At 58.2% G+C, this 474-nt stretch carries 1 protein-coding gene; it reads right to left on the bottom strand.

Annotation, left to right across the window (positions count from 1 at the left end; genetic code table 11):
- A partial coding sequence (locus tag AC5ZGW_RS46960) for an esterase/lipase family protein (RefSeq protein WP_496114248.1) occupies positions 1-368 on the bottom strand: 368 nt, incomplete at its 3' end.
- Positions 369-474 lie beyond the last annotated feature (106 nt).

The following is a 474-nucleotide window of genomic DNA, read 5'->3' as shown; positions in this document are numbered from 1 at the left end:
ACCGATTCTCCGACTTCTGGCGCGAAAGCGGCAATATAGGCAAGCTTGCGAACCTTAGGATCGCTTCCGGCTTCGGTGATGACGGCGCCACCATAGGAGTGGCCCACCAGAATGACCGGCTTTCTCGCCTTGCGTATGACCTCCCGCGTTGCCTCGACATCACCGTCGAGCGTTGCAGTCGAGTTCTGGACGACCAGAACTTCATAACCGTCCCTGGTAAGAATGTCGTAGACAGCCTTCCAGCCCGAGCCGTCGACGAAGGCGCCGTGTACGAGAACGATCGAGACGGGCTTGCTCTCTTGCGTCTGCGCGGAGGACGGAAAGCTGGCGGCCATGGAGAGAAGTGCTCCCAAGATCAGGTGTTTCATTGCGATATCCTTGGAAGGATGAAACGCTGCGAAGCTTTCGATCGACCCGTCCCGCGACTGTAGTCCGGCGGGCGGCGCAGGCTAGTTAAATCAGGTAAAAATCCGC

Source organism: Bradyrhizobium sp. Crot121, assembly GCF_059512385.1.
Note: the sequence above shows the minus strand (reverse complement) of the source record. Positions and strands in the feature narration are given on the sequence as shown.